This is a genomic window from Chitinophaga sp. OAE865, from assembly GCF_040546735.1.
GTDB classification, from domain to species: Bacteria; Bacteroidota; Bacteroidia; order Chitinophagales; family Chitinophagaceae; genus Chitinophaga; species Chitinophaga polysaccharea_A.
Genome location: NZ_JBEPOF010000001.1, coordinates 5,142,785 through 5,164,000 on the forward strand (window position 1 = coordinate 5,142,785; position 21,216 = coordinate 5,164,000).

Sequence of the window (21,216 nt, forward strand, 5' to 3'; positions counted from 1 at the left end):
AATTGATGATAAATACGGTACTATTTTTTGCCTGGTATAGTCATCAGGTAACTGGTCAGCTTTTTTATCAACCCGTTCTTCATCTCAAAAACATCACAGAAAACAAGGTTCACAATAACCCCTTCTTTTGTTGTCGCCTGAACGGTGCCTTCTGCTGTTACCACATCATTCTCTTCTGTTAGCCGGGATACTTTAATAACCGGTTTGCCGGTAAAAGCATCGTTCTCAATTTCCTTGTCAAAAGCAGCTTTGCCCCTGTGCAGATAAACACCCGGAAGCTCCCAGACGACATCCTCCGTCAGGCAGCCAAGTATCCTGGCATGATCCGTTTGGTTAAAGGCTTCCATGTACCGGGTAACCGTTTCTTTATTTTTACTCATATTGTCTGATGTTGAAACGTAAGTAAAGCTGCTTATGAGCCATGTTAGCAAAAGCAGCCGGATGAATTTTAAATAATACATCATAACATCATTATTTACGGGTTGCCACCAACGCATTCAGACGATCGAACATACTGAACCAGCTTTGGTAAGCGCCGGTTTTCCTGGCTTCCGCCTCAGCAACAGTCTGGTGCAAAGTAAGTTTTGTCTGCTCGCCCAGCGATTCGAAAATGACGGTGGTAATAATTGCCGGTGGCCAGTCTTCCGGCTTTCCTGCTTCATTTGCGCCAACAGGTATCCCTTGTTCATTGCTGAGCTCCATGGTAAAAACCAGTTTTTCCGGGAACTTTATTTCCTGGTACACTCCCCTGATCCAGCATTCCCCGTGAACAGGATCGTAAACAACAGAATGGAACCTGCCGCCAACTTTTACATCTATCGATTTAAATTCGATGGTGCATCCATCCGGTGCATACCAGTGCTGCAAATGCTCAGGATCCGTCCAGGCGTTAAAAACGAGCTCCCTCGGTGCATTAAACAGGTGTGTGATCAAAAGGTCTTCTTTCTGAATCTTCATTTGGCTTTGTTTTTTTGTTGCTGCAGATATTTATCTAATTTTTCAAACCGTTTCGTCCATAATTTCCTGGACTGATCTATCCAGCTTACCACTTCATCCAACTGATCTAACTGCACTTCGCAGAACCTTTCCCTTCCGCTTTGCCTGATCACCAGCAGGCCACATTCCTCCAGTATTTTAACATGCAGGGATATGGCCTGCCGGGTCATGTCAAACTTTTCCGCAATAGTATTTACGTTGTGGGATTGCGCTGCCACCAGGTTAATGATTTCCCTTCTTGTGGGGTCGGCTATAGCCTGGTAAACGTCTCTTCTGATCTTCATATATGCAAGTATATGCTTGCAAATATAAGGGCAAGTATTCACTTGCGCAAATCTATTTCAGGGATCTTCTATTCCGCCCAGGGTGAATGCCGGATAGCCTGGCAAAAATCAGGTCGTTGATACCCCGGGATCATGCACGCACAGATATCTGCATTTATGCTTCCGTACGTTGTATGTGGCTTATGTTTAAACCCGTCAAAGAAAGTGCTTATCATATTTTCCTTTAGTCCGCCGCGGGGAAACTGCTTTATGATCTCTTCGCGATCTCTGACGGATAACTGGTCATACCCTTTGCCTACCACATCCAGCGCTACCCCATAATTGAGCAATGCTACTTCAGGCTCTTTGTATTCCGCTATACCGGGTGAAGTATGAAGCGCAATGGCATCCCATACCAATTGCAATGATTGCGGCAAAATACCATATCCACGCAGAAAATCACGGGCCGCATTTGCGCCGTCCACTTCAAACCGTTTATCGTCGCTACGGTAATGCGCAGTAAGGCCCAGGTCGTGGAACATGGCACTAACATACAGGAGCTCCGCATCGAACCGGGCATTGCTCTGCCGGCCACGCAGGGCGGCGAAAAGAAAACTCCGTTGTGAATGGTTATACAAAAGCTCACTGCCATATTCGTGCAATAACGCTGTTGCCTGTTTCGACATCGCGCTGTCGGGTATTTTTATCCCGGCTATAATTTCACCTCTTGTCATATTGCAGGATTTATATAGCTGTTGTTTTAGTTGAAATACCCACACGGTTTAAGAAATTCATATGGCAGATACCAATAATGATATCGGCTATTTCCTTCTCTGTAAAAAAAGATTTAAGTTTTTCGTAAGCGCCGTCGGAAACCCCGTGATTGAAAATAAATGTTATTTCCTCCACCACTTCCAGCACTGCACGCTCTGTGTCTGTGAATAAGGGGCTCTCCTGCCAGGCGGATAGCGCAAATATACGGCGGGCTGTTTCTCCGTTCTTCAACGCATCCTGCGTATGATAATCGACACAAAAGGCGCATTTATTTATTTGCGAAACCCTGATCTTGATAATGTCTATAAGACTTTTGGAGATGGTGGATTCATACAGGCGCTTGTCTATTCCCGACATTAAATTCCAGTACAAAGGCTCTTCTTTCCATACATCCAGGCGATGTTTAATTACTTTGTTCATATTTGTTCAATTTGCGTTTCACAAAGGTAAAAAGCGCAAATGCCCTGCTTCTTAAACTGGTTTAAGAAAGAAACTTCTTTCTTAATTCGCTCAGGTATTCGGGTGTGAAGCCTAAAAAAGAAGCAAGCAGGTATTGGGGAACACGTTGTGTAAATTCCGGGTAGTTCTCAAGGAAATGAAGGTATAACTGCTCTTTTGAAAAATCATATAAATACCTTATCCTCATTTGCGACGCTGCATATGCACGCTGGAATACCATATGAAAATATGCGTTCAGTTCCGGCAACTGTTTAAGCAGCTCCAGCTGGTTGCCGGCGCTGATGCTCAGCACCTCGGTACGCTCTATGGCACGGATAGAAAACCGGGCGGCTGTTGCATGCTGGAAAGCCATAAAGTCCGAAGTCCACCAGTTTTCCATGGCGAAGTCAATGGTCTGTTCCATCCCGTTTTGCTTCAGGTAAGATAAATGTACACAGCCTTTAACAATGAAGAACTTTTCAAAACAGCGCTGGCCTTCGGTCAACAGGAGCTCTTTCTTTTTATATACCTTCTGCTCAACGAACTGCTCGATCAAACCCGCGCTGTTTGCCCGGATGGGGCAAAATTGTGCTATATGGGACATAAGTTGTTGGATCACCGGTCTTGTTCCTCCTTTATATGCAAAAGTAAAATCAAAAATAGATTTTCATACGATCTTCTGAGATATGAACACTTTTTCCTCCTCATTCCCGGCGAACTTTGTTGAAATTTAATAATCGAAATGAAGATCGTACTTACCGGTTCCCTCGGGAATATCAGCAAACCGCTAACTGAAATACTGGTGAAGGAAGGCCACCAGGTTACCCTTATCAGTACCAACCCAGCTAAGCGCACACAGATACAGGCAATGGGCGCCCAACCTGCTATTGGCAGTATCCGGGACCTGTCCTTTCTTGTTAAAACCTTTACCGGGGCTGATGTCGTTTATTGTATGAACCCGCTGGATTTCACCTCACGCAACCTGAATGAATGGGACCAACATATGGATAACTATGTCCATGCTATCAGGGAAGCGGGGATAAAACGCACAATTGTGCTCACCGGGTGGATAGCCCACCTGCTGAATTCCATCCAGCCGGAGAAAAAGTTTGAGCCATTGAAAGAGCGGTCCGTTACCTTTATGCGGCCAGGGCCTTTTTACAGTAATTTCTACCACCTAAAGGAAATGATCCGCCACCAGGGTATGATTATATCCAATTATGGCGGGGAAGATATGGTGGCTTTTGTGGCCCCTGAAGACATTGCCGCTGCTATTGCGGAAGAGATCAACACCCCGGCAGTTACAGGCTTGAAAGTAAAATACGTGGCCAGCGAAGAGCTTACCTGTGCCCAGGCAGCACAAATTATAGGGGAAGCGATCGGAATACCGGGCCTTCAATGGATAGTATTGCCCGGAGAACAGGTAAAACAAGCGCTCGAAGCCCACGGCATATCACCTGAAGTGGCGGGGCTATTGGTGGAAATGCAGGAAAATATGCATAATGGAAAAGCGCAAAAGGATTACTATCTTAACAGGCCCGTATTGGGGAAACGAAAACTACGGGATTTTGCCGGGGAGTATGCTGCCTGGTACTTTCAAAATTGAATCTGATGACAGGAAACCTGCCCGTGAAAATAAAAGGCGTTAATGAGCTGTTACAGCTGAGAGGTTTGCCTGCTACAAAGCATCCGCTCATCAGTATCATTAATATTGCTGAGCTAAAGGAGCCACCCAAACAGCTGGATACAGCGCTAACCACCGATCTCTATTTTGTTGGCATGAGTCAATTCACACAGTCCTGCGTGAAGATGAAGTACGGACAACAGGAATATGATTTTGATAAGGGTGTGATGAACTTTATAGCACCGGGGCGGGTATTTGGCTTTAATGCCGGCCTGGCAGAAAATGTGAATCCCTCCGGGTGGTTGCTCCTGCTCCATCCGGACTTTCTCTGGAACCATCCCCTGGCATTGAAGATAAAGCAATACGAATTCTTTGATTATACTGTAAATGAAGCCCTGTTCCTGTCTGATAAGGAGGAACAGACCATCAACGGTTTATTCAGGAATATTGAACAGGAATACAGCACAAATATTGATCAATTCAGCCAGGGGATTATTCTCTCCCTGATCGAATCCCTGCTGGGTTATTCAGAACGCTTTTACCAGCGGCAGTTCATCACCCGGCAAATCACCCACCACGGTATCGTAAGCCAGCTGGGATCCTTGCTGGAAAAAGCTTTTTCCCCGGAAGCACTGGAGAAGAACGGCATACCTACGGTAAAGGATATATCCGCCCAGCTGAATATCTCTCCCAATTACCTGAGCGGCCTGCTCAAAACACTTACAGGCTACAGCACCCAGCAGCACATCCAGGAAAAAATCATGGAGAAAGCAAAGGAAAAACTAATTATGACCGATTTATCCGTAAATGAAATTGCCTTTGAATTGGGGTTTGAATATCCACAGTCCTTTTCTAAACTATTCAAAACTAAAATGAATATTTCACCGCTGGAATTCAGAAAGTCCGGCAGGTTGTTACCAAAAGGTTAGCTCCTTACAAATATGAACCGGGATCTTAGATCATCAGCTCATTTATCTCCCCGGCCCGGCAGATAAAATTCAACCAGGAGTATTACCTTTACGAAATAACCCAATTAATTTCCTGCTATAAATCACCATGTACTTTACCCGTCTACCGGATCACGCGCAACCTGGCTTTAATGAAGCACAGCATTTTGATAAATTCAGAAAGCATAATATTATTTTCAATGCGGAAAGCAGGGAGAGCTTCTGTGACGATCATATAGGTTGTCTTTCCATTAAAACGGTACTGAGCGGTGAAGAAATTTATGGCGTTGACGGCCGGCAATTAGCCATTCGCCCGGGTCAGTTCCTGGTGCTAAATAATGACCAGCGTTATTCCTGCCGCATCAACAGCAAAGAGAAAGTACGCTGCCTATCCATCTTCTTTAAAAACGGGTTTGCCTCATCTGTGTTGTTTGACGCTATGCATGGGGAGGACTTCCTGCTGGACCATCCTTCCACAGGCAATACCGGCATACCTGAGTTCTTTCAAACCCTTCGCCCGGTAACAGCTGATATGAGCAGGCAATTGTCCGGCCTGATATCCCTGCTGGAAAAAGAAGGATATAATGAAAGCATGACAGATGAATATCTTGTTTTCCTGTTACGTTATCTGTTAAGTACACACCGGTTGGATATAAAGAACACCGACCAGGTGAAGGCAATTAAAGCCAGTACCAGGCAGGAAGTTTATAAGCGCTTATGCATAGCAAAGGATATCCTGCATTCATCTCACAGAGAAAATATTGATCTGAACAGGATCAGCGCCCAGGCAGGCCTGTCTGTTCCCCAACTGGTAAGGCAGTTTAAATCAGTTTTTCATACCACACCCTACCAGTATCTTATCAGTATCAGGCTAAAGGAGGCTGCCCGCTTACTGCAACATACCAACGGGCAGGTACAGGACATCGCCTGGATGTGCGGGTTTGAAGATGCAGCTGCTTTCAGCAGGGCATTCAGATCGGCCTATGGTGTACAGCCAACACGCTTCAGGGCCATCCTGTAATTTGAGCATTTCTGCACAGCGCCGGTGCACAAAGATCTGTACTTTGCATACCTATTAACCTGTAGTATGATGATCCGGTCTATAAAATCCGGCAGGTGTATTCTCCTGCTGATGTCCATTACCTGTTGGCTATCCGCCACTGCACAGCAGGCGCCAATACCACTTTATGAAAGCCCTGTGCAAAATACCCGTGTAGCTCCGCCGGGTTACCTGGAACAAACAGATACCAACAGGTATATCACCCGCGTAACGCAACCGGCCTTAATCCCTTTCTTTCCCGGAAAAGAAAAGGCCACCGGCACCGCCATACTGATTTTCCCCGGGGGAGGTTATCGACTCCTGGCATTAGCGGCATGCGAAGAAATTGCCAGGGCGCTTAACGAAGAAGGGATTACCGCTTTCATTGTAAAATACCGTCTGCCCAACGATACCATCATGATTAACAGGTCTATCGGGCCTTTGCAGGATGCACAGGCTGCCATCAGGCTGGTGCGGCAAAAGGCGGCGGAATGGGGAATTAACCCCAGCAAAGTAGGCACAATGGGCCTTTCTGCAGGCGGGCACCTGGTATCGATGGAAGGAACACAGCAAAACAGGGTGGTGATCAGCAACCCGGAAAAGATCAGCCTGCGGCCGGACTTTATGGCATTGCTCTACCCGGTGATCCTTTATGACCCGGCCATTCCCAGGACCCGTGAAACCCTGATAGGCAAACAACCTTCCCCGGAATCATTACACTTCTATAGCACCGATAAACATGTTACCACTGCTACCCCACCCACCTTTATGGTACATGCTGCAGATGATGATGTGATCCCGGTTAAAAACACGCTCTCTTTTTTTAATGCTCTCTTGCAGGCAAATGTAAAAGCTGAAATGCATATCCTGCAATCCGGCGGTCACGGCTTTGGCCTTACTGATCTGAACAGTAAGGACAACTGGTTCAGGATGTTCAAAAGCTGGCTAAGGGAAAACGGCTTCTGAGCATCGAAATCTATTCACTCCTGAGACTTTTAACAGGATTCGCCAACGCGGCCTTCACCGCCTGGAAACTCACCGTGCATACGGCAATCAGTACCACCAGTATCCCGGCCCAGCCAAATAAAGACCAGCTCATAGTGATCCTGTAAGGATAGTTCTCCAGCCATTTTACACCTGCCAGCCACGCCAGCGGAATGGCTATTAGCAATGCAATGATCACCAGCTTCACAAATTCCAAAGACAATACCGTTGCGATATTCTGCACCGATGCCCCTAATACTTTCCGGATACCTATCTCTTTGGTACGTTTCTCAGCGGAAAGAACAGACAACCCAAATAATCCTATACAGCTTATAAAAATAGTCAGTATAGCACCATACAAAATAATCTGTTTCCATCTGGCTTCTGATTCATAATTCCGCCGGTTCACTTCGTTCTTAAACACATAGGTATACGGGCTGAAAGGGAAAAAGTCCCTGAACTTTGCTTCTATAAATTTAAGACTGCTGGTAGCTGTATTGGGGCGTATCTTGATATAAAAAACCCCATAAGGATTGGAATTTTTCATGGTAAACAACTGGGGCCTTATCCGTTCGTTAAGGGCAGTAAAATGATGGTCTTTTACTACGCCAATTACCTGGTATGTTTGATTATTCTGGTAGTTGAAAACGATTGATTTACCAATAGGATCTTTCCATCCTGCCGTCTTTACAAAAGTTTCGTTGACCAGCACAGACTGAACAGAATCACCGGGATGATCCGCTGAAAAATTCCTGCCTTTTACCACCGGGATCTTTAAGGTTTGTAAATAAGATTCATCTACTGTTTCCCAGGCGAAGTTAACAGATGAGTCGTTATCTATTTTTGCAGCAGTACCCCAAAAACCACCGTTCTTAGGAGCTACATACATAATATCCGGGGAGTTAAGCAGCTCCTGCTTAAAGGCGGCAGCTTCCTGGTGCGACATATTATCTTTGCTCACTACTACAATGTCGCGGTCATCGTACCCGAGATCGGCTTTTGTAAGATAGTTGAACTGGGAATAGATCGTAAAAGTGGCTATAATTAAAAAGGCCGCCAATGTGAACTGGAAAACCACCAGTGATTTTTGTAATCCGCCATTGCCTTTCAGCGTAAACCTGCTATAGAGGGTTTCAACAGGTTTATAGCCCGACAGGATCATGGCAGGATAACATCCTGCAAGCAAACCGGTAAGCAGGAAAAGAGCGAAATAACCCGCCACCAGCTTGAAATCGAGTAGGTAACTGATGGACAGTTTCTTATTTGACAATTCATTAAACAGCGGTAGTACCATTTGCGCCAACACAATTGCCAGTACAAAAGCAATAGCACATAGTATAAAAGACTCTCCCAGGAATTGTATGATAAGCTGACGCCTGTCGCTCCCAATTGCCTTACGGATCCCGATTTCTTTTGCCCGCCTCACAGAACGGGCCACAGTAAGATTTACAAAATTGATATTTGCAATAAGCAGCACAAAAAGCGCGATGCCGGAAAGAATATAACCATAAACCGGGTTGCTGGCTTTTTGCAGGCCATTCTGCGCTGAAAGCTCTTTGCTCAGATGTATATCAAGGAATGGCTGAAGGAAATAAGTTTCCAACCGGGAATTGTCGGGGTTCCCAAACCTGGCATTCATCGCTTTGTATGCTGCACTGGCATCTTTAATATAAAACCGTTGCATTTGCTGCGCCACCATATTCGGATCAGCATTATCCTCCAGCTCAACAAAGGTGTTCAGGAAATAAGCAAACCAGTTCTCACTGTTATTTAAATCTGCTTCCGTTTCCCTGATCGGCAACAGTATATTGAAACCGATGGTGGAGTTTTGCGGACAATTCTCTGTAACAGCAGTGACCTGGTATGGCACAAACTTCTCACGCTCTTTTAACATAAGGATCTTACCCACTGCTTTCTCTGTACCAAATTGCCTCTTTGCTTCATCCTTTGTAAGCACAACAGAATGCGGGTCTTTTAAACAGGTCCGCGCATCGCCCTCAATCACGGGAAAGGTAAATACCGACAGGAAATTGGCATCCACAAAAAGAAGATCCCTGCTTTCTATTTCAGCACCTTTCTTAAAATCTGCATGGCCGTCCTGCACGCGCACATATGATTTGATTCCGCTCACATTCTGCGAGAACCTCGGCCCCTGTAATAAGCCGGTGCTGGTAGACCGGCGTTCCGCGCCATTGACAGCTATCCTGGAAACTATCCTGTAAATACCCGCACTCTTTTTATGAAAACGGTCAAAGCTCACTTCATCCTTTACATAAAGGAGTATCAACATAGCGCAGGTAAGCCCAATAGCCAGGCCTGCAATATTGATAAAAGAATAGATTTTGTTTTGCGCAAGATTGCGGAGAGCGATTTTCAGATAATTACTAAACATATGGGCAGTATAAGTACCATGGGCATTTCAACGGTTGTGCCAAAATACAAATACCTGATCAGTAACGGGTTATACAAATTCAAATTCAACAAAATGTCCGATTAAGAACAGGAGTGTACGTGAACGGTCAGGAAAAGTTCAGCGATTGTTCAATCATCCTGCAACTGATGCTGCCAGCAAAGCTGGTTAAGTATCGCTGTTAGCTTTATTATTGCTGCAACTACCAGGAAAAAACACAAAAGCTATTAATACTGTAAGATACTTCATGGTTAGAGAGGAACGCATTGGGGAGATTTAATTCTTATAAGCAATATAAGTAAAAATAAGGTCAGTAGCTATTGCTATTAAATACTCCGGGCCGGGGATTTCGGTAACGTTCTCGGTGATTTATCTGCCCTTCACATGCAAAATAACCCATTTCGGGTGTATTTTGGTTGAGGAAAACAATATCAGCCAAAAATTGCGCTTTTAGATTCAGGAATGTAAAGACGAAGAAGAAGCCTGTTGCCCACGTTATCATTTTTAAACAGGCACTATTCCATTTAAACGCGGAAAGGTAAAATGCCACACTTCGGAAAACACCCGGATATTATCCGGCAGGCCGTGCTTTTCCGTTAACTGTAGCATTAGATTTTGAGGGAGGGAAATACCTGGAGAATAAATAATACAACAATATTTATGAAAAGATTTCTACTTCTTCTGTTACCTGTAATACTGCTGATCAACAGCTTTGACAGCAACAATGCCTATGGCCAATCCCCGGCTGTTGCCACCTGGGCGCTCACTTCAGACCAGCAGGCTGTTACCGGCGGAAATATTACCGCTGCTGCACAGCTCCTGAATGGCCTGTCGCATTACGATTATATTTCAGGCGGGGAACGTACCATTCCCCCCGCCGGGTCCTGGCCCGCACAATCGGCTCCCGACAGCTCCAGGTCCATGCTATACCGGGTAACACCGGCAACCGGTAACAGTGTTACTATAAAAGAGATCGGGATATCCATCAGCTTCAACGGCTCCAGTGCTGCAAGGGTAAACCTGGCCTGGTCAACAGATAGCATTCACTTTACAAATGTGACGCCTGATTTTGCATTAGCTTCCTCTTCTACGCCAACAGCCTATACATTCGGCAATCTGAATATCAACGTACCGGCTGGCGGCACTTTGTATTTCAGGGTATCTCCCTGGACCAGCAGCCTGATCACCGGTAAATACCTGGTTACAAAAAATGTGATCATTAAAGGAACCACCAATCCCGTGCCTGTAGCTTCATGGCCACTCACGGCCAACCAGCAGGCAACTGCCAGCGGGAATATCACCGCGGGGCAGCAAACGCTTGGTAACCTGGTGGTGGACAGTTATTCCAACGGGCAGCAGCTATTGCCCGCAACCGGCAGCTGGCCGGCTGCAACAGCGCCCGATAATAACAGGTATGCCCTGTTCACCACCACGCCTGTTACCGGCAGCGCATTCACGGTAACCGATATCTCCCTGTCGCTGGCATTTGCCGCGGCCGGTGCAAAAGCAAAACTTTCCTGGTCGGTTAACGGGACCGACTATACGGAAATTGATACAACGCTGAGCTTAACCACTAACGCTGCCGTATATACGTTGAGCAACCTTAACATCACGGCCGTTACCGGGCAAACCCTGCACCTCCGGCTACTCCCCTGGAGCACCACTGCACAGGGGAATATACCGCTTACCATGAAAAACATGACGGTAACAGGATACAGCTATGTAGTACCGGCCATCGCCTGGGCGCTTACTGTCGGCCAGGATGCCACCGTAACCGGCGATGTAACGGCAACAGCCCAATCGCTCACCGGGCTGAAAGTAAATAACTACATCTCCGGCAGCGGCGGACAAAGACTGCTCCCACCCGACAGCGCCTGGCCCGCGGAAACTGCACCAGCCACCGGAAGATATATTCAATACACTGCTTCCCCTGTAACAGGCTACAGCCTGCTGGTACAGCAGATCACGGTGCCCCTGTCGTTTAATTCATCGGCCTATGCGCATGCACGGATCTGCTGGTCGACCGACGGCAGCACTTTCACCAACCTGGCAACAGACCAGCTCCTGGTATCCGGTACTACCCCTTCCGCCTATACGTTCAGCAACCTGAATATAGATATCCCGCAGGGCAAAACTTTATACCTGAGGGTATATCCATGGACTACCAGCGCCATCAGCAATAAATACCTGGTAACAAAGAATGTAATGATCAGCGGCACTACCTATCCTTTCCGGCAAATTGCCTTTCCCGGTGCGGAAGGCGCCGGCAGGTTTGCCAAAGGAGGCAGAGGAGGCAGCGTTTATTATGTCACCAATCTCAATAACTCCGGCACGGGCAGTTTAAGGGATGCAGTCAGCCAGCCTAACCGTACTGTGATGTTCAAAGTGTCCGGCACCATATACCTGCTAAGCCCGATTGTAATTTTACAGGACAATATCACCATTGCGGGGCAAACAGCGCCCGGCGATGGTATTTGCCTCGCCAACTACGGCCTGGGCATCAGGGCCAATAACGTGGTCATAAGATATCTGCGCAGCCGTCCGGGAGATATTATCCTGAACCCCGGGGATACGGCAAAAGCAGTGGATGCCATGTACAATAATTTTGGTAATCCCGTTACAAAGCCGTTCTCCGATATTATAGTAGACCACTGTTCCATGAGCTGGTCTACCGATGAAGCAGGATCATTTTATGCCATCTCCAACTTCACCCTGCAATGGAGTATCCTGAGCGAAAGCCTGTACCAGTCCATCCATGTAAAGGAAACACCACATGGCTACGGCGGCATCTGGGGCGGCCAGCAATCGTCGTTCCATCACAACCTGCTGGCCAGCCACAGCAACCGTAATCCCCGCTTTTCCGGCAGCGCCAATACCGGCCAGCCTGAACTGGAGTATGTCGATTTCAGGAACAATGTGGTGTACAACTGGGTTGGCTCTACCTATGGCGGCGCCGGCGGCCACCAGAATATGGTGAACAATTATTACAAACCCGGCCCGGCTACTACAGGCAGCGCTTCCTGCGCCACCTCCAACAGGCGGCATCGTATCCTGTCGTACACCACCTACAGCCTATCCCTGGCCGGAGATACTATTCCCGGCGGGAAATTTTACATCAAAGGCAACTATGTGCCAGGCTATCCCTGCGTGGAAGAACCCAACGATTCATCCGATAATAACTGGGTATACGGCGTGCACCCCGACAATCTACCTGGCGCTGCAGAAGCCCTCGCAGCCGCAAGGGTAAACACTCCTTTCGCACATAGCCCCGTAACTACACAAACAGCGCCCGATGCTTATATAGCTGTAACCGGCAGCGCCGGCGCCATTTTGCCAAGAAGGGATACGGTAGACCGCCGCATTGTAAGAGAAACGCTCACCGGCACCGCTACGTATGAAGACAGCAGCTACCAGGCTTCCGGCATGGGCCACCCCTCCGGGATTATAAACAGCCAGAACACCGTAGGCGGATGGCCGGCCTTAACATCCACCACCTACCCGGATGATACCGATAATGATGGCCTGCCCAACTGGTGGGAACTGATGACAGGCAACGACTCTACAGGCACCGCTGCCAATACAACCGGAAGCAACGGTTTCACCTTGCTGGAAAATTATCTCAACGGCATCCAGTCGCCCGATCAGCAGGTGACCTTTACCCAGGTTGCCGCAACCCGCGCTGGTGGCGATACGGTAAAGATCAGTTTTGATATCGACTGGGCTAAAGACCAGTTCCGCTTTGGCATCTACCGTTCCGCTGATAACGTATCATTTACAAAGATCAGCGAGCTGCCATCCAATATAAACAGGACGCACTATATAACGGAAGATGCGAATGCCCCGCAACAAACGCTTTACTATAAGATAGGCAGCTACAGGACCGATGGACAGGGAACCATCGTATACAGCAATACTGTCAGCATCGACAACACATTGCAGGCAAGGCAATCCGCAGATACCACCCTGCTCCGCTCCCTGCCTGCAAGCAACGGTATGGTGGTGAAAGAAATAAAAAAGGAAAGCCAGCTGATCATCTTCCCAAATCCCGTAACCAACAAACTGGTAATACGCCACCCGTTGGTAAAAGGAAATGCCGGCATCTCCCTTTTTACTATAGGCGGGTTAAAGATAAAAACATGTGTAGTGGCCCCCGGTACTACAGAAACAAGGATCAATACCGGGGAACTTATAAGTGGCTCCTACCTGCTGGTAATGGATAATGCAGGTACCAGGAGCGGATTGGTGTTCATAAAACAGTAAGGAACAGGTACTAATTTTCAAATGATTGTTATGATGGATAAGCAGAATTTTATGCAACCGCTGGCGGGTATTTTACTGGCCTGTGTAATGCTGTGTTTTACGACGGCGCTGTTTGGCCAGTCGCAGGAGATCACAATAACGGGAACCGTTACATCAGCGGCAGATAAGGTGGCACTGATAGGCGTAACGGTAAAGGTAAAAGGCGGCAAAGCTGCCGCCATCACAGACGAGAAAGGGCACTACCGGCTGAAAGCCCCCGCCACAGCGGAGAAACTGGTATTCTCCTATACCGGTCATGCCGCAAAGGAAATACCCATAAACGGCAGAACGACCATCAACGCAGTGCTTGAAACCGAGATCAGGAACATCAACGATGTGGTGGTAGTAGGCTATGCCACCGTTAAACGAAAAGACCTCACCGGCGCCGTATCCTCGGTTAATGCAAAAGAGCTGAAAGATATACCCGTTAACTCCGCAGCGGAAGCGCTCACCGGCCGGCTGGCAGGCGTGCAGATCACCTCTTCGGAAGGAAAGCCAGGCTCCGATTTTAATATCAGGATAAGAGGCGGCGGCTCTGTAACACAGGATAACTCTCCCCTTTACATCATCGACGGCGTACAGGTGGAAGATGGTTTTTCCGGTATATCCCCACAGGATATTGCAACAGTGGATGTGCTGAAAGATGCTTCTGCTACTGCCATCTATGGCGCAAGAGGCGCCAACGGCGTGGTGATCATTACTACCAAAACCGGGAAAGAAGGAAGAACCGTGGTGAGCTATAACGGCATGATGGGCGTACGTATGCTGCCAAAGGAACTGGAAGTAATGGACCCCTACAATTTTGTATTGTACCAGTATGAGCGCAGCCGTGGCCTTACGGCCGACAGCACCGCTTTTGACAACATGTACGGTTCCGACCTGGAGAAATACAGGAACACACCGGAAATCGACTGGCAAAATAATGTATTTGGCCGCCATGCCCTGATGCAAACACATAACGCAAGTATTGCAGGAGGCACACAGAACACCAGGTATAATCTCAGCTATACCAATAACCAGGAAGAAGGGATTATGATCAATTCAGACCTGAAAAGGAACCTGGTCAATTTCAAATTTGACCATACGGCCAACAGCAAACTGCGTATAGGTTTTAACGTTAGGTACAGCGATGAAACTTCCAGCGGCGCGGGCTCGTCAAACGAAGGCGCCTCCGCCTATAACGGGCTACGGCATACCATCAAATACCGCCCGTTCAATCTCGATGATACCAACGCGGAAGAGATGGATGATGTGGACTATTACAACGATACCAATGCAGGAAATGGTTTGGGCATCATTAACCCCGTGCTCCTGAACAATGCACAATACAGGAAAAAATATACAAAGATCCTCAACATAGGCGGTTACCTGAACTATACTTTTAACAAGTACTTCTCTTTCAGAACAACTATAGGGTTCGACCGCAACAACCAGGAACAACAGGCATTCGACGGCTCCGTTACTTCCAATTCAAGACTTAACGGCGCCAATCTGCCGCTCATCAGCAATATTACTATTAACCGCAGCTCCTTTAATAATTCAAACGTGCTTACCTACCGGAACAGCGGCGCTAAAGGTCATCATGTGAACGTACTGCTGGGAAATGAAATATATAATACTTCCAGCAATATGCTGGATAATGAGCTGAGATATTTCCCGGCAGGTATCACCCCTGAAAAAGCCTTTGGCCAGTTTAGCCTGGGCACTACAGTGCCGCTGTTCCCCAAAACAACTATCGCGGAAAGCAGCCTGTTATCTTTCTTCACAAAAGTAAATTATGATTACCAGGATAAATACCTGGCAAGTATCAGTTTGCGTGCAGACGGCTCCTCAAAATTTGCCCCGGATAAGCGATGGGGTTACTTCCCTGCCGCAGCATTATCATGGAGGATTTCCGGGGAGGATTTTATGAAAGATGTGCAATTCATATCCGATCTGAAGCTCCGGCTCAGCTACGGGCTGGCTGGAAATAACCGTATTGCCGACTATTTATACCTGAATACCTATTTCGCCAATGCCCAGTATTCCCTGAATGAACAGATCATACCAGGGTATGTAGCAAGCAGTCTTGCCAGCAAAGACCTCAAATGGGAAACCACCATTTCCCGTAATGCCGGCCTGGATGCCGCCTTCTTCGGCAACCGCCTGCAACTGACCGCTGATGTATATTTTAACAAGGTAAAAGATCTCCTCATACCTATACGCATTCCCACCAGCTCCGGTTACTCAGAGCAGTTGCAGAACGTAGGCACCACTTCCAATAAAGGAGTGGAACTGCAGCTGAGCGGTACCATCATTCAAAAGAAAAACTTCAGCTGGAGCTCCACTTTTAATATCGCATTCAACAGGAATAAGGTAGAGGCGCTTTCCAGCTACCTCACACAGTTCTACAGGAATTCAGGCTTTGGGATTTCTGGGCAGCCGGCAGATTATATTGTAAGAACAGGGGAACCCGTTGGGTCCATGTACGGGTTTGTGAATGATGGATTTTACAAACTGGACGACTTTAACTACGACGCCTCCACCAGGATCTATACATTGAAAGAAGGCGTAACCGATGTATCAGGCGTAATAGGCGTGGCACAACCCGGATGGATGAAACTGAAGGATCTGAACGGCGATGGCATCATCGATGAAAACGATAAAACCATTATCGGGAATGCGAACCCTAAATATACAGGTGGACTGAACCAGCAATTTGTTTACAAAAATTTTGATCTCAGCGTGTTCCTGAACTTCGTGGTAGGAAACAGCCTCCTGAATGCCAACAAAATAGAATTTACCAATGCCTATTCCCGCAACACCAATATGCTCGCTATTATGGAAGACCGCTGGCGCACGGTAGATGCAGGCGGGAAAGTAATGCAGCAGGTAATTACCGTGGGCGGTAAACAAGTGGTAACTGGAGCTCCTCCCGAACAGCTGGCGGCGCTGAACAGCCACGCAAAAATATGGATGCCCATTTCCGGCGCAGGCGCTTTTTATCCTACTTCCTGGGCAGTGGAAGATGGCTCCTTCCTCCGCGTGAACAATGTTACCATCGGGTATACATTTCCCGCAAAACAACTTGGTAAAATAAAGATCAGCAGTTTAAGGATATACGCTACCGGCAACAACCTCGCCATACTAACCCGTTATTCGGGATATGACCCCGAGGTGAATACCCGCCGCGCCACTCCTGTTACGCCTGGTGTGGACTACTCAGCCTATCCGCGTAGCCGCTCTTTCTTTTTTGGTATTAACCTTACATTATAAAGATTATGGAGAACATGACAGCAAGGGAAAAATTATATTACACCGCCTGGATGATAGTGCTCGTCCCGATACTGATGGGTACTGCCGCCTGTAGAAAATATCTCGACAAAACGCCTCCATCGGCGTTTGACGAGCAGTATGTTTTCGGAAGCGTGCCCAATGCCACCAGCGCCGTAATTGGCGCATATGAACCATTGTCCGGCACACAGGCTTACGGCAGCAGGCTTAGCCTGATGTATCCTTACGATACAGATGAAATGATAGGCGTTACCAATACCACCGCGCCGGACAACAGCTCCAGGGACCTCTCCCGCTACAACCTGCAGCCCACCAATGCACAACTGGCAGGGCCTTTCCAGCAATTGTATATCGGCGTGGAGCGCGCTAATATCTGTATCAAAAACATTCCTGCCATGGAACTATACAGCAAAGGCACCGCTACAGAACAGGCAGAACTGCGCCGCCTATACGGAGAATCGCTTACCCTGAGAGCACAGTACTACCTGGAACTGATCAGGAACTGGGGAGATGTGCCTGCACCGTTTATACCATCCATTGACCAGGCCGACCTGTTCCTCGCGAAAACAGACCGCGACAGCATCTACGATCGCCTGCTGAGCGACCTGAAAACGGCGGAAGACCTGGTGCCCTGGCGCGGCGATCCCGGCGTAACAGCAGATGAACGCATTACCAAAGGCGCTGTAAAAGGACTACGCGCAAGGATTGCCCTGTTCAGGGGCGGCTATTCCCTGCGCCGCGCTTCCCGGAAAATGGAACGCAGCAGCAACTACTCCGACTACTACAAAACTGCCAGGGATGAATGCTATGATATCATGCAGCGCCGCGATAAACATACCCTCAACCCCAGCTTCCAGGCAGTATTTAAAGACGGTCTTGATTCCTATAAGCAGGACCCCTTTGGAGAAGTGATCTTTGAAATAGCTATGGGCGCAGGCCTCACCGGCAATCTCGGCTATTACGACGGCCCCAGGTTTTATGTGCCCGGTAATGCCGCCCAGCTGGGCAACAGCTCCATACGCGTTATTCCCACATATTTCTATTCCTTTGATTCAGTAGATACCCGCCGGGATGTAACCACCGCTCCTTATTACAATAATGCAGACAAGAGTAAAACAGTACAAACACTGGTAAACATGACCAGTGGAAAATTCCGCGCCGACTGGATCACGCCGGCGCCCACCACCACCTCGCAGCAACTGGGCATCAACTGGCCGGTGCTGCGTTTTTCTGATATCCTCCTGATGTTTGCAGAAGCGGAAAATGAGCTGAACAATGGCCCCACAGCTGCCGCCATCAGCGCGTATGAGGAAGTAAGAAAAAGAGGGTTCAAAGGCAATGAAGATAAGATAGGCACTACGCCCGCCTCCAAAGAAGCTTTCTTTAACGCCCTGGTAAATGAGCGCTCTTTTGAATTTGGCGGAGAAGGGATCAGGAAATATGACCTGATCCGCTGGAACCTGCTCCACCGGAAAATATTGGAAGCAAGAGCTAATTATACGAAGATGATGAACAAACAGGCGCCATACAATACATTGCCGCAGGTAGTTTATTATAAAACAGGATCACAAACCATCATATGGGGCAGTTCCCTTTATCAGCCCTCTCCTGCCTCAGCTCCACCCGGCGGTTATGCAAAGGCCAACTGGGTAAGCTCTATCACGGCATCATGGATCACAAATGTAGCGCAGCTTTTTACACCGGATCGCAATGAGCTGCTGCCAATACCTCAAACATCAATAGAAGCAAATCATAATCTCACCCAGGATTATGGATACTGATCAGCATATGCAGTTGCCGGAGTTATCGTTCTCCGGCAACTGCATATGTTTTATTTAAAGAAAGGTAATCCCAGCGCCTTCAGCTCACTAACTGCCAGCTCTGCTATTTCAGTAGCTCCCCGCTCATTCAGGTGCGTATCATCCTGCTTCCCCTCAGGCAACTTTGGAAATACGCCCGGCCGGATATAAACAAACAATTTTTTGGATTCCTCAGGTCCGTAGCTTTCAACAAGCTCTCCGGACTTTTTGTAAAGATCTACCAGCGGTACTTTCATTTCAGCCGCCAGTTCCCGCACCACCGGGATATAATCGCCCAAAGTATCTTCCAGCTTCCCGTTAATACCGAATTTACGTCTTACTATAGAAGTGAATAATACAGGATGCGCTCCTTTTGCCCTCGTTTCGTTAATGTAGCCGATCAGGTTCTGACGGTAGGTAGTGCGCGGGTCCGTATGCCTGGCCGTATCGCTTTTCTGGTCATTGGGACCAAACATGATAAAAACATAATCACCCTGCTGTACGCTGTCGATCACCTTTTGCCAGTGCCCTTCACTGCGGTAGCTTTTAGAGCTCCTCCCACTCCTTGCCGCATTATGTATGATAACCGGCCCGTTAAAATACTCCCGCGCCATCTGCATCCATCCGCGGATAGGATAAAGACTGCTGCCACCAAATGAGCTCAGGTATTTTTCATCGTAATCACACATCGTGGAATCCCCAATGGAAAAAATATTGATCTTCTTTTGCTGTGGAATAAAGCTGCAAAGTAACAGGCACAAAGCCGCCGGCAGCATGTTCTTTTTTAAATTCATCTGCATATAGAAAATATTTCCGGTTGATAAAATATCCAGGTAATAAATATACTCATTGCCCTGATGGATTTCTTTTTGCACACGCTAAAACAGCGAGAACGTTACCGGAGATTTATGCTGTGCAAACCTTGCCCCGCTGCTTTTTATTACCTATTTTGGAATATGCAAGATCATCATTTTTCCCGCAGAAAGTTTTTGTATTCCGGCGCCGTAACATTAACAGGCATTGCAGCGGCAGCCACTTTGCCGGCATGGGCATTAGGCGCACCAGGCGCAGCTCCCGTTAAGGCCGGCCTCATAGGCACCGGTAACCGCGGCAGCGGTATAGCCAGGCTGCTGAAGAAAAAACCGGCCCTCGAAATAATTGCCTGTTGTGATACCATCCCCGCAAATTTGCAACATGGTATGTCCCTGGCAGCAAAAGGAGCCAAAGCCTATACCGACTATCGTAAGCTGCTCGAAAATAAAGAAGTGGAAGCCGTGATCATTGCTACGCCGCTTTACCTGCACTACGCCATGGCAAAAGACGCATTGGATGCCGGTAAACATGTGTACGTGGAAAAAACCATGACATACGATATCCCACAGGCCTTGCAACTGGTGGCCCAGGTGAGGAAATCCGGGCTGGTATTCCAGGTAGGGCATCAATACAGGTACTATGCCCTCTACCATCGCGTGAAGGAAATCATCGCGCAAAACTGGCTGGGCACCGTTACCCATTTTGAGTGCCAGTACCATCGCAATTCCGACTGGAGAAACCCCGTGCCCGACCCGGCCATGGAGCGCCTTATCAACTGGCGGATGTACCGCGAATACTCCGGCGGCCTGGTAGCTGAACTATGCGGGCACCAGATCGATATAGTCAATTATATCCTCAACAGCCACCCGCTCCGCGTAGTAGGCATGGGCGGTATCGACTACTGGAAAGACGGACGGGAAACCTGGGACAATGTGCGCACCGTATTTGAATATCCCGGCGGTGTAAAATCAGGCGTGTCCTCTATCCTCAGCAATGCGTATAAGGGATATTCCATCAGGGTACTGGGAAACCGCGGCACACTTGAAATACAGCGCGACAAAGCATTTCTTTACAGCGAAGACGTAAAAAAAGTACTGGATACCGTAGATGGCGTAACCGGCGCCACCAGGACAGACGGCCCTCCCGGCCAGGGTATGCCGCTTACTTTCGGAAAAGCAGGCGAGCCGGTACCAGAGCCAACCACTTCTGCATTACTCGATTTCGCCGCCTGCATCAGGAACAACAAAAAGCCGGTATCCGGTGTAGAAAGCGGGAAAGACGCCGCTGTTGCCGTACATATGGCGAATCATGCCATTGAAACCGGCGCTTGCCAGTACTGGAAACCTGAGTATGATGTATGATCTGGGATACCTTCCCTCTTTATGCATAACGGTTAATTTTCAATAACCCTAAATCCCTGTAAGCCCCCACATCTGTTCAGGCATCTGCCTGTGATCCCGGAAAATTGATCCTGGTAATATACTGCCAGGATCAACTGCATTATACCCCTCACCAGCACAATTCAGATACTAATTCATATCAATCCGGCATAACCGG

General features: G+C 47.9%; 16 protein-coding genes. 8 read left to right on the forward strand and 8 right to left on the reverse strand.

Annotation, left to right across the window (positions count from 1 at the left end; translation table 11 throughout):
- Positions 1-20: 20 nt before the first annotated feature.
- The 6 genes from ABIE50_RS20770 to ABIE50_RS20795 all read right to left on the reverse strand — a co-directional run bounded on the left by ABIE50_RS20770 (position 21) and on the right by ABIE50_RS20795 (position 3,027).
- Entirely contained in the window at positions 21-380 is a 360-nt protein-coding gene (locus ABIE50_RS20770) for a nuclear transport factor 2 family protein (RefSeq protein WP_209858193.1), read from the reverse strand.
- Positions 381-471: 91 nt separating this feature from the next.
- The gene (locus tag ABIE50_RS20775) at positions 472-957 is read right to left on the reverse strand and encodes an SRPBCC domain-containing protein (protein ID WP_209858196.1); all 486 of its coding nucleotides are present in this window, start codon (positions 955-957) and stop codon (positions 472-474) included.
- Positions 954-1,280, reverse strand: a complete 327-nt coding sequence (locus ABIE50_RS20780) for an ArsR/SmtB family transcription factor (RefSeq protein ID WP_142687396.1) — start codon at positions 1,278-1,280, stop codon at positions 954-956. The genes ABIE50_RS20775 and ABIE50_RS20780 overlap by 4 nt, the downstream gene beginning before the upstream one ends.
- A gap of 68 nt (positions 1,281-1,348) precedes the next feature.
- Entirely contained in the window at positions 1,349-1,993 is a 645-nt protein-coding gene (locus tag ABIE50_RS20785; protein WP_209858202.1) for an HD domain-containing protein, read from the reverse strand.
- Between the two features lie 10 nt (positions 1,994-2,003).
- Positions 2,004-2,453 carry a carboxymuconolactone decarboxylase family protein gene (locus ABIE50_RS20790; RefSeq protein ID WP_354028099.1) on the reverse strand — a complete coding sequence of 150 codons (450 nt, stop codon included), beginning with the start codon at positions 2,451-2,453 and terminating at the stop codon, positions 2,004-2,006.
- A gap of 61 nt (positions 2,454-2,514) precedes the next feature.
- Positions 2,515-3,027: a Crp/Fnr family transcriptional regulator gene (locus ABIE50_RS20795; protein ID WP_209858204.1), complete on the reverse strand. Its 513-nt coding sequence runs from the start codon at positions 3,025-3,027 to the stop codon at positions 2,515-2,517.
- A 186-nt stretch (positions 3,028-3,213) separates the two neighbouring features.
- Between ABIE50_RS20795 and ABIE50_RS20800 the strand changes: the two genes are divergently transcribed.
- The 4 genes from ABIE50_RS20800 to ABIE50_RS20815 all read left to right on the forward strand — a co-directional run bounded on the left by ABIE50_RS20800 (position 3,214) and on the right by ABIE50_RS20815 (position 7,047).
- The gene (locus ABIE50_RS20800) at positions 3,214-4,077 is read left to right on the forward strand and encodes an NmrA family NAD(P)-binding protein (protein WP_209858215.1); all 864 of its coding nucleotides are present in this window, start codon (positions 3,214-3,216) and stop codon (positions 4,075-4,077) included.
- A 5-nt stretch (positions 4,078-4,082) separates the two neighbouring features.
- Positions 4,083-5,024 carry a helix-turn-helix domain-containing protein gene (locus tag ABIE50_RS20805; protein WP_209858218.1) on the forward strand — a complete coding sequence of 314 codons (942 nt, stop codon included), beginning with the start codon at positions 4,083-4,085 and terminating at the stop codon, positions 5,022-5,024.
- A gap of 127 nt (positions 5,025-5,151) precedes the next feature.
- Positions 5,152-6,063, forward strand: a complete 912-nt coding sequence (locus ABIE50_RS20810; RefSeq protein WP_209858220.1) for a helix-turn-helix domain-containing protein — start codon at positions 5,152-5,154, stop codon at positions 6,061-6,063.
- Positions 6,064-6,174: 111 nt separating this feature from the next.
- Positions 6,175-7,047: an alpha/beta hydrolase gene (locus ABIE50_RS20815; protein WP_209858222.1), complete on the forward strand. Its 873-nt coding sequence runs from the start codon at positions 6,175-6,177 to the stop codon at positions 7,045-7,047.
- Between the two features lie 10 nt (positions 7,048-7,057).
- On the opposite strand, the gene ABIE50_RS20820 is transcribed toward ABIE50_RS20815, so the two are convergent.
- Positions 7,058-9,457, reverse strand: coding sequence for an ABC transporter permease (locus ABIE50_RS20820; protein WP_209858224.1), 2,400 nt, complete (start codon positions 9,455-9,457; stop codon positions 7,058-7,060).
- A 678-nt stretch (positions 9,458-10,135) separates the two neighbouring features.
- Here ABIE50_RS20820 and ABIE50_RS20825 point away from each other — a divergent pair.
- Genes ABIE50_RS20825 through ABIE50_RS20835 form a run of 3 tightly spaced genes read left to right on the forward strand, consistent with a single transcriptional unit; the run spans position 10,136 to position 18,828 of the window.
- The gene (locus ABIE50_RS20825) at positions 10,136-13,735 is read left to right on the forward strand and encodes a T9SS type A sorting domain-containing protein (protein ID WP_209858226.1); all 3,600 of its coding nucleotides are present in this window, start codon (positions 10,136-10,138) and stop codon (positions 13,733-13,735) included.
- A gap of 30 nt (positions 13,736-13,765) precedes the next feature.
- Positions 13,766-17,029 (forward strand): SusC/RagA family TonB-linked outer membrane protein, encoded by a 3,264-nt coding sequence (locus tag ABIE50_RS20830; protein ID WP_209858229.1) that lies wholly within the window; start codon positions 13,766-13,768, stop codon positions 17,027-17,029.
- Between the two features lie 5 nt (positions 17,030-17,034).
- Complete coding sequence (locus ABIE50_RS20835) at positions 17,035-18,828, forward strand: RagB/SusD family nutrient uptake outer membrane protein (RefSeq protein WP_209858231.1); 1,794 nt, start codon at positions 17,035-17,037, stop codon at positions 18,826-18,828.
- A gap of 50 nt (positions 18,829-18,878) precedes the next feature.
- Here the strand turns inward: ABIE50_RS20835 and ABIE50_RS20840 are convergent, their stop codons facing one another.
- A complete protein-coding gene (locus tag ABIE50_RS20840) occupies positions 18,879-19,646 on the reverse strand; it encodes a rhamnogalacturonan acetylesterase (RefSeq protein ID WP_209858233.1) in 768 nt (255 codons plus the stop codon).
- A gap of 156 nt (positions 19,647-19,802) precedes the next feature.
- Between ABIE50_RS20840 and ABIE50_RS20845 the strand changes: the two genes are divergently transcribed.
- Complete coding sequence (locus ABIE50_RS20845) at positions 19,803-21,020, forward strand: Gfo/Idh/MocA family protein (protein ID WP_209858235.1); 1,218 nt, start codon at positions 19,803-19,805, stop codon at positions 21,018-21,020.
- Positions 21,021-21,216 lie beyond the last annotated feature (196 nt).

Coding starts and splice junctions, on each gene's coding strand:
- ABIE50_RS20770 (WP_209858193.1), bottom strand. CDS start 380: ATGAGTAAAAATAAAGAAACGGTTACCCGGTACATGGAAGCCTTTAAC.
- ABIE50_RS20775 (WP_209858196.1), bottom strand. CDS start 957: ATGAAGATTCAGAAAGAAGACCTTTTGATCACACACCTGTTTAATGCA.
- ABIE50_RS20780 (WP_142687396.1), bottom strand. CDS start 1,280: ATGAAGATCAGAAGAGACGTTTACCAGGCTATAGCCGACCCCACAAGA.
- ABIE50_RS20785 (WP_209858202.1), bottom strand. CDS start 1,993: ATGACAAGAGGTGAAATTATAGCCGGGATAAAAATACCCGACAGCGCG.
- ABIE50_RS20790 (WP_354028099.1), bottom strand. CDS start 2,453: ATGAACAAAGTAATTAAACATCGCCTGGATGTATGGAAAGAAGAGCCT.
- ABIE50_RS20800 (WP_209858215.1), top strand. CDS start 3,214: ATGAAGATCGTACTTACCGGTTCCCTCGGGAATATCAGCAAACCGCTA.
- ABIE50_RS20805 (WP_209858218.1), top strand. CDS start 4,083: ATGACAGGAAACCTGCCCGTGAAAATAAAAGGCGTTAATGAGCTGTTA.
- ABIE50_RS20810 (WP_209858220.1), top strand. CDS start 5,152: ATGTACTTTACCCGTCTACCGGATCACGCGCAACCTGGCTTTAATGAA.
- ABIE50_RS20815 (WP_209858222.1), top strand. CDS start 6,175: ATGTCCATTACCTGTTGGCTATCCGCCACTGCACAGCAGGCGCCAATA.
- ABIE50_RS20820 (WP_209858224.1), bottom strand. CDS start 9,457: ATGTTTAGTAATTATCTGAAAATCGCTCTCCGCAATCTTGCGCAAAAC.
- ABIE50_RS20825 (WP_209858226.1), top strand. CDS start 10,136: ATGAAAAGATTTCTACTTCTTCTGTTACCTGTAATACTGCTGATCAAC.
- ABIE50_RS20830 (WP_209858229.1), top strand. CDS start 13,766: ATGATGGATAAGCAGAATTTTATGCAACCGCTGGCGGGTATTTTACTG.
- ABIE50_RS20835 (WP_209858231.1), top strand. CDS start 17,035: ATGGAGAACATGACAGCAAGGGAAAAATTATATTACACCGCCTGGATG.
- ABIE50_RS20840 (WP_209858233.1), bottom strand. CDS start 19,646: ATGCAGATGAATTTAAAAAAGAACATGCTGCCGGCGGCTTTGTGCCTG.
- ABIE50_RS20845 (WP_209858235.1), top strand. CDS start 19,803: ATGCAAGATCATCATTTTTCCCGCAGAAAGTTTTTGTATTCCGGCGCC.